An 8,467-nucleotide genomic window follows, 5' to 3' on the forward strand; every position below is an offset into this window, starting at 1 on the left:
GCGCAGCAGCGCGGCGAGGCCGGCCGTCCTGGGCACGCGGAAGCGCCATCCGCGGGCTCCGCCCGGCTGCCCGCCGGCGGCGGGGGTGTAGTACCGCACGGCCTTCGCGCCGAGCCGCAGGGTGTTCTTCCGGTAGATCACGGCGAGCGCGGGCACCCAGATCAGGGGCAGCGCCATCCCCACGAGGAACAGGGCCGCGACGGGGGCCGTCGAGACCACCCGCCGCATCCAGCCGCGCCGCTCGCCGCGTCCGACGATGCCGAGGAGTCCGGCCATCCTGACGATCAGCGACCACCGCGTCCGCCGGGGGATCCGGCCCCGGCCCCCGGGCGGGTGGCGTTCCACCGTGCGCAGGGCCGCCACGGCCTCCTCCGTCGACGGGTACACATCCTGGAGGACGAGCAGGTCGGCCACCCGTCGTTCGTCACAGGGGTCGTGTCCGGCGAGGACGGCCAGTTCGAGCACCATCTGGGCCTGGGCGAGCAGGGCGGCGACGAAGCTCGCCGGCATGAGGACCACGAACGGGCCGCCGAGCACCGCGCCGTCGGTCATGGTCAGGCGCGTGCCGTGGGCGATCGCCGCCGCGCGGAGTTCGTCCTCTCCCGCCGAGGGAGCGCGCTGCCGCCGGCGGTGTGCGGAGGCGGCGGCCCCGGGGCCGAACCGCCGTACCGCGAAGAAGGCGAGTTGCTCGGGCATGTGCCGCGGGTCGGCCCAGATCATCGGCAGCAGCGCCTGGGCCCGCACCCTCGTCGACTCCCCCGGCTCTCCTGGCTTTTCAGAACCCTCAGGCTCCTCGGGGCAAGGCGGCCTCCTCCCTCCTGTGCCGGCTTCGCCGTCGCTCACGCGGGCCCGCTTCCGCCGGCCGGCGGGCGGCCGAGGGCGGACTGCACGGCCCCGACGACGACATGGGCCGCGACGCCGAGAAGCAGGATGTCGCCCGCCATCTGCACCATGGTGGCCGCCCGGGCCGGTTCCGTACGGGGGACGATGTCGCCGAACCCGACCGTGCTGAACACCGTGAGCGCGAAGTACAGGGCACCGGTCCGGTCGAGGCTCTCGGTGAAGCTGCCCGGCCGGGTCTTCTCCACGACGTAGTACGTGGCCGCGAAGAGCAGCAGGAACAGCGGCACGGTGGTGGCCAGCGCCTCGACGGCCCGCAGGCGGGGCCGGGAGGAGCGCAGGATCGAGCGGATCTGCCACGCGAACAGCGCCGCCACGGCGGCCAGGCCGAGGACGAGGCCCAGGGCGGTGGCGCCGTGGAACCGCTTGTCCAGGGGCAGGAGGTAGTAGGCAAGGACGAGTGCGGTCGCCGTGCCCAGGGGGCGCAGGACGGCGCTCATCGGCCGTTTTCCCTCGCGGATCGCCCGGCCGATCGCCTCTCGGGCCGCCCGGCCGGCAGCCGGCGGGTGAAGGCGAGGGCGCCGAGCGTGATGCCCGCGGTGGCCAGGACGGCGGCCCTGAGGCTGTCGAGCTGGGCCGTGGCGTAGGAGTCGACGACCGCGTCGGCCTCGGCCGGCGGGAGCCCGGCCCGTCGGGTGGCGGCGCGCACCTGGTCCGTACCCACGAAGCTGACGCCCGCCTCCATGGCGGTCCCGGCCTGCTGCCGGGCGGCGTCCGAGATCTTCGGGTCGTCGTCGATCTGTGTGGTGAAGGCATGGACCAGGGCGCCGATCAGCAGGGAGCCGATGAGCGCGGTGCCCAGGGAGGAGCCGAGGTTCTGCGCGGTGTACTGCAGGCCGCCCGCCTCGCCGCGTTCGTCCTCCCCGACGCTGGACTGCGCGACGTTCCCCAGTTGCGAGGCGAGCAGCCCCATGCCCAGGCCGATGCCGCCCATCGCGAGGCCGAAGGAGAGGGTGTCGAGGCGCGGCTCGATGGTTCCCAGCAGCCACAGGGCCGCCGCCAGGAGCACCAGCAGCCCGCACCGCACCACCGTGCGGGGTGCGGCGACGCGGCCGAGGAGGGGGCCGGCCATGGCGGACAGCAGCATGGTCACGGACACGGGCAGCAGCCGGAGGCCGGTCTGGAAGGCGTCGAGGCCCTGGACGACCTGGAGGTAGAGCGGGATGACGAAGAACAGGCCGAGCAGCACGAGGTTCTGGGCCAGCAGCATGGCCAGCCCGGCGCGCAGCGGCGGGACGCCGAGGAGGGAGAGGTGGACCAGCGGTTCCCGCCCCCGTTCTCCCCGCCTCCGTTCCCAGGCGCGGAAGAGCCACAGCAGGACGGCGCCCGCCGCGACGACGAAGAGGGTCGGCGCGAAGCCGAGGAGGGTGAAGGGCGGGTTGCGGGGCTTGAGCCAGCCCCAGGAACTGCTCTGCAGCACGCCCAGGACGACGAGGGCGAGTCCGGCCGCGGACAGTACGACGCCCCCGATGTCGAGCTTCGTCCGCGGCCCCGGCGGGACGTCGGGGATCCACCGCACGACGCACAGCATGGCGACGACCACCACGACCTCGCCGGCGAACACCAGCCGCCAGGTCAGATACGTCGTCACCCACCCGCCGAGCAGCGGCCCGACGGCGATCCCGGCTCCGGCCAGCCCGCCGATGACCCCGTAGGCGACCGACCGCTCCCGGCCGCGGTACGCGCCGGCGACGAGCGCCGCGAGAGCCGGGAGGACGAGGGTGGCGCCCAGCCCCTCGATCACCGACCAGCCCAGCCCCAGGACCCACAGCGACGGCGCCAGCGCGGTGACGGCGGACCCGGTGGCGTACACGACCAGTCCGGCGGCGAAGGCGCGGCGGCGTCCGAACGCGTCGCCGAGCTTGCCACCGGTGATCATGAAGGCGGCCATGACCAGGGTGTAGAGGGTGATGACGCCCTGGATCGCGGTGACCTCGGTGTGGAAGTCCTCGACAAGTCTGCTGATCGAGACGTTCATGACCGAGGTGTCCAGCACCATCAGGAACTGGGCCGTGCCGAGCACGACCAGGGCCCGCCATCGCTTCACGCCTGCACCTGCTCCCGTGCTCCGGTGTGCCCTGAGGGGCGAGCGGCTCCGGACCGCGTCCGGGACCTCACTCGCACCCTAGGACCGCACGGCGGCCGTCCGTCGTCTTGGGCGTGGGCCTGCCACTCGCCCGGCCCAACGCGGGTCGGAACCGTTCCGTGTGCGATCACGGGCCGGGGGTGATGACCTTGGGCATGAGGGGTCCGTGATGGCGGACCCACCGGGCCCGGCGCGCGCGGGGCGACGCCCCCGCGGCCGCCGGACGCGGTACGCCGTGGCGTCCGTCCTGCTGCTGCTCGCCTTCGTCCTCTCACCGCTCGCGGTGGTGGCGACCTGGGCGAACAGCCAGGTCGCGGACACCGACCGCTATGTGCGGACCGTCGCCCCACTGGCGAAGGACCCGTCCGTGCGGAAGGGCGTCACGGACCGGCTGACCGCCCACGTCGTCGACAACGTCGACGTCGACGGGATCTCCGCCGCCCTCAGCAACGCACTGGCCAGGGCCGACGCCCCGCCGGGGATCGTGGACAAGTCGCACCTCCTCGCCGGGCCCCTGAAGAACGCGGTCACCTCGGCCGTCCGCGAGGTGATCGACAAGGTGGTCACGAGCGACCGGTTCGCGGAGGCGTGGGACGGCGCGAACCGGCGGGCCCACGCGGCACTCGTCAAGACGCTCACCGGTGAGGGGTCCGGCGCCGTGGAGGCCAGGGGCGACGCCGTCGTCCTGGACCTCGGGACCGTCGTGGACGAGGTCCAGCGGGAACTGGTCGACGCGGGCTTCGAGAAGGCCGCCAGGATCCCCGACACCGACCGGACGATCACCCTGTTCGAGACCGACAAGCTCGACGAGGCCCAGGACGCCATGCGGCTGCTGAACACCCTCGGAGTGTGGCTGCCCGTCATCGTGGTCGCCCTCGCGGCCCTCGCCGTGTGGGCCTCCCCCGCGCACCGGGTGACGCTCGTCGCCGCGTCCGCCGGCATCGGCGTGATGATGATCGTGCTGCTCGTCGGACTGGCCGTCGCGCGGCGCGTCTACCTGGACTCCGTCCCGGCCGACGTCCTGCCCCCGGACGCGGCCGCCTCGGTCTACGACACCTTCGTCCGCTTCCTGCGCGACGGCACCCGCACCGTCCTCGTCGCCGCGGTCGTCACCGCGCTGGCCGGATACCTCTACGGCCCCGGACGGGGTGCCCGGTTCGTCCGGGCGGTGAGCACCAGGAGCACCGGCGCCACGGGCCGGGCCATGGCCCGCTCCGGGCTGCGCACCGGCGCCACGGGGCACTGGCTGGAGGGCCACCGGAAGTGGACCACCGGTGTCGTCATCGGGGCGTCGGCCCTGACCCTGTTCCTCTGGAACCACCCCACACCGGCCGCCGTGGCCCTGGTCCTCGGCGTCGCCGTCCTCGTCATGGCGGTCCTCGCGGTCCTGGGCGCCGCGTCCGCTGCGGACGGCGCGAACGGCGCGGAGGACCGCGTCCGGCGGCCGCGCCGGGAGTGATCCGGCCGGGAACGCCACCGCCGGCCCGGCCCTGCCGGGCGCCGGCGTCACGCGGGCGTTCCTTCGGCCGCCTCGCCGAGCGTCGGGTAGTCCGTGTAGCCCTCCTCGCCGCCGACGTACATCAGATGGGCGTCGCGGATCGGGTTGAGCGGCGCCCCCGTGCGCAGCCGGGTGACCAGGTCGGGGTTGGCCAGGAACGCGCGGCCCAGGGAGACGAGGTCGGCGCCGGCGGCCAGGAGGCGTTCGCCGGCGGCGCGGCCGCCGTCGACGGGCAGGGGGCCGGGCCAGGGCAGGGCCGGGTTCGCGATGAGGGTCCGGGGCCAGATCCCGCGCAGGGTGCGGAACAGGGGCTGGTCCGGGTCGGCGAAGACGACGTGCAGGTACTCCGGGCCCAGGTCGGCGAGCGCGCTCACGAGCGCCGGGTAGACCTCGTCGACGTCGTCCTCCCGCATCGCGTTGGCGGTGACGCCGGGCGCGATGCGCACCCCGACGCGCTCCGGGCCGATGGCGTCGACGACCGCGCGGACGACCTCGACGGTGAAGCGGATGCGGTTCTCGACCGACCCGCCGTAGCCGTCGGTGCGCCGGTTCGTGTGGGAGGAGAGGAACTGGTGCAGCAGGTAGCCGTTGGCGGAGTGCACCTCGACCCCGGCGAAGCCCGCGTCGACCGCCCGGCGTGCGGCGGCGGCGAAGTCCGCGACGGTCGCGCGGATGTCGTCCTCGGTCATCTCGCGGGGCACGACGGTCGGCCGGTGCCCGGACGGGGTGAAGATCGTGCCGGACATGGCGACCGGTGACGGGGCGACCGGGTGCAGGCCGCTCGTTTCCGGGTGCCCGACCCGGCCCCCGTGCTGGAGCTGGAGGAACATCCGTCCGCCCGCGTCCCGCACGGCGTCGGTGACCCGGCGCCATCCGGCCGTGTGCGTGTCGTCGTACATGGCCGGGATGTCGGGGTACGTGGCGCCCACCGCGTTCGGCGTCGAGGCCTCCGCGATGATCAGCCCGGCGGACGCGCGCTGGGCGTAGTACGTGGCCATGATGGGCTCCGGTACGCCCGTCGCGCCGGCGCGGTTCCGCGTCATCGGGGCCATGACCAGGCGGTTCGGCAGCCGCAGGGCGCCGAGCCGGGCCGGCTGGAACAGCGGGGACCTGCCGGCCGCCTCGGTCTTCTCGTCCGTGCTCGCCGCTGCGGTGTTCGTGGCCTCTGCGGTGCTCGTGCTCATGGTCGTGCTCCTTCGTCGTCCTGTGGCCGGCCGGGCCGTGGTGGCCCGGTCGAGTCCGACTCTCCCGCGGCCCGCTTCGGCTCCGCTGACGGTCCGCTGATGGTCCGCTGACGGCTCGTCGGCCGAATGGATGATCAAGCTGTGTAGGGTGTGACTCATGAGGTTCGGGGTGCTCGGTCCATTGGTGGTGTGGGGCGCCGACGGCGAGCCGATACGGGTGCCCGAGACCAAGGTGCGGGCCCTGCTGGCGGGACTGCTGGTGCACGAGGGCCGTCCCGTGTCGTCCGACCGCCTCATCGACGACATCTGGGGCGACACCGGCCCCGCCCGCCCGGCCAACGCGCTCCAGGCCAAGGTCTCGCAGCTGCGCAGGGCGATCGGCCGGGACCGCGTGACCCACCACCCGGCCGGGTACCGGCTCCGGCTCGACGACGGCCCGGAGCGGGTCGACGCGGCCCACTTCCGTACGCTCACCGAGCGGGCCCGGCAGGTCGCCGAACCGCGCGCGCGGGCCGCCGTGCTCACGGAGGCCCTGTCCCTCTGGCGGGGCCGGGCGTACGCGGACTTCGCCGACGCGGAATTCGTCCGTCCGGCCGCCCAGCGCCTGGCCGAGGAGCGGCTCACCGCCCTGGAGGAACTCTCCGAGGCCCGGCTGGAGTTCGGCGACCCGCTGCTGCTCGGCGAGCTGTCCGAGCTCGTGGACCGCCACCCCCTGCGCGAGCGCCTGCGCGCCGTGCAGATGCGGGCCCTCTACCGCGCCGGACGCCAGGGCGAGGCGGTGGCCGCGTACGCCGGGCTGCGTGCGCTGCTCGTCGACGAACTCGGTCTCGACCCGGGCCCGGAGCTCGCGGCGCTGCACGAGGCGATCCTGCGCCAGGACCCGGCCCTCGCGCCCGCCGCAGCGGACGTCAGGGGCGGTGGCGGTACGGCCCTTCCGCCCGCGGATCCGGACCCGGCGGCCTCCCGCCCCGCGGCGACCGGCCGGGAGACGGACCCGGCGACGGACCGGGAGCCGGACCCGGCGACAGACGGCATGGCGGACCAGGGTGCGTTCCACCGCTCGAACCTGCCGGCCCCGCGGACCACGCTGGTCGGGCGGGGCCCGGCGCTGGATGCCCTCGCGGACCTGGTCCGCGCCGAGCACCTGGTCACCCTGACCGGGCCCGGCGGGGTGGGCAAGACCCGGCTCGCCCTGGCCCTCGCCCACCGCCTCGCCGACGACCCCGAGGGCGGCGCACCGGACGGCGCACGGTTCGTCGAGCTCGGGGCGCTGCCCGCCGGCGCCGACCTCACCCAGGCGGTGACCGCGGCGCTCGGCGTCCGTCAGACCGCGGTCCCGGCCACCGCGCCGTCCACCGCACTGGCCGCCGCGCTGCGCGACCGGCGGGCGCTCCTCGTCCTCGACAACTGCGAGCACGTGATCGAGCGGGCCGCCGACCTCGTCGCCGACCTGCTGCGTCACGCGCCGAAGCTGCGTGTCCTCGCCACCAGCCGGGAATCGCTGCGCCTCCCCGGGGAGACGGTGTATCCCGTCCCGCCCCTCGACGGCGCCGCCGCCGCACGGCTGTTCGCCGAGCGCGCCGCCGCGGCCGCACCCGGTTTCGCCCCGCGCCCGGAGGACGACGACACCGCCGACGCCATCGCACGCATCTGCCGGCGACTGGACGGCATCCCCCTCGCCCTGGAACTCGCCGCCACCCGCGTCCGCGCCATGGGAGTGCGGGAACTGGCCGCGCGCATCGGCGACCGCTTCCGCGTCCTCGGCTCGGGCCAGCGCGGCCTGCCGGCCCGGCAGCAGACCCTGCGTGCCGTGATCGACTGGAGCTGGGACCTGCTCACCCCGCCCGAACGGACCGTCCTGCGCCGGCTGACCGTCGCCGCCGGCGGATGCGCGCTGCCGGCGGCGGAGGCGGTGTGCGCGGAGGCGGGTGCCGGCGGCGACGGGTCCGGCATCGGCGGCGACGACGTCCTCGACCTGGTCGGCCGGCTGGTCGACCGCTCGCTCGTCGAGGTGACGTACACCGCAGAAGGACCGCGGTACGACCTGCTGGAGTCGGTGGCCGCCTACGCCCACGAACGGCTCCACGAGGCGGGCGACTTCCCCGCCACCGCGGCCCGCCACGCCCGCTACTTCCTGGACGTGGCCGAACAGGCCGAAGAGCATCTACGCGGACCGGACCAGCGGCACTGGCTCGCCCGGCTGGACACCGAGTCCGCCAACACCCGCGCCGCGCTCGACCACGCCCTGCGGGCCGGCGACCCGCACGACGCCGCCCGCCTGGCCGCCGCCCTGTGCCCCTGGTGGCTGATGCGCGGCCGCCTCCACGAGGCCCGGCGCGCCCTCGCCGACGTCCTCGCCTCCGCCCGCCTACCGGCACCCGCCGCCGCCGAACTCCGGCTGCTCCACGACGCGTTCGCCATGCTGACGGGCCACCGCCCGCCGGACGGCGACTGCCCCGAGGCGGACATCGACCGTCCCGACCGGCGGGGCCGCGCCCTGTGGCTGTTCGCCTACGGCCTCCACCACGGGGGCGACCCGGTCACGGCGCACGCCGTCGGCACCCGCGCCCTGCGCCACTGCACCGCGGCGGCCGACCCCTGGGGCACCGCCGCGGCCCGCGCCCTGCTCGCCCGGACCGCGCTGGCCGCCGGTGATCTGGCGGCGGCCCGCCGCGAGGGCCGCGCCGCGGCCGCCGCGTTCCGCGAACTCGGCGACGGCTGGGGCGCGTTGCAGAGCGTTCCGGTCCTCGCGGCCCTCGCCGAGATCGAGGGCGACTACGCGGACGCCGTCGCCCGCCA

At 75.4% G+C, this 8,467-nt stretch carries 6 protein-coding genes; 2 read left to right on the forward strand and 4 right to left on the reverse strand.

Translation table 11 applies throughout. The features are described from left to right. From JNW98_RS33310 to JNW98_RS33320, 3 genes are all read right to left on the reverse strand, one after another. The coding region (locus JNW98_RS33310; protein ID WP_223772032.1) for a hypothetical protein at positions 1 to 744 on the reverse strand (744 nt) is incomplete at its 3' end. Positions 745 to 839: 95 nt separating this feature from the next. Beyond that, on the reverse strand, positions 840 to 1,340 hold the full coding sequence (locus JNW98_RS33315) for a potassium channel family protein (protein ID WP_223772033.1): 501 nt from the start codon (positions 1,338 to 1,340) through the stop codon (positions 840 to 842). Further along, positions 1,337 to 2,947, reverse strand: coding sequence for an MFS transporter (locus tag JNW98_RS33320; protein WP_223772034.1), 1,611 nt, complete (start codon positions 2,945 to 2,947; stop codon positions 1,337 to 1,339). The genes JNW98_RS33315 and JNW98_RS33320 overlap by 4 nt, the downstream gene beginning before the upstream one ends. Positions 2,948 to 3,155: 208 nt before the next feature. Here JNW98_RS33320 and JNW98_RS33325 point away from each other — a divergent pair, with 208 nt between their 5' ends. Then, positions 3,156 to 4,445, forward strand: a complete 1,290-nt coding sequence (locus JNW98_RS33325) for a hypothetical protein (RefSeq protein ID WP_223772035.1) — start codon at positions 3,156 to 3,158, stop codon at positions 4,443 to 4,445. A 47-nt stretch (positions 4,446 to 4,492) separates the two neighbouring features. Here JNW98_RS33325 and JNW98_RS33330 read toward each other — a convergent pair whose 3' ends face one another. After that, entirely contained in the window at positions 4,493 to 5,668 is a 1,176-nt protein-coding gene (locus JNW98_RS33330) for an alkene reductase (RefSeq protein WP_223772036.1), read from the reverse strand. 157 nt (positions 5,669 to 5,825) lie between these two features. On the opposite strand from JNW98_RS33330, the gene JNW98_RS33335 reads away from it, so the two are divergent. Further along, positions 5,826 to 8,467, forward strand: a 2,642-nt coding sequence (locus tag JNW98_RS33335; protein WP_223772037.1) for an AfsR/SARP family transcriptional regulator, incomplete at its 3' end; no start/stop codon positions are given.

It is taken from the genome of Streptomyces huiliensis (assembly GCF_020037025.1).
In the GTDB taxonomy this organism is placed as follows: Bacteria; Actinomycetota; Actinomycetes; order Streptomycetales; family Streptomycetaceae; genus Streptomyces; species Streptomyces huiliensis.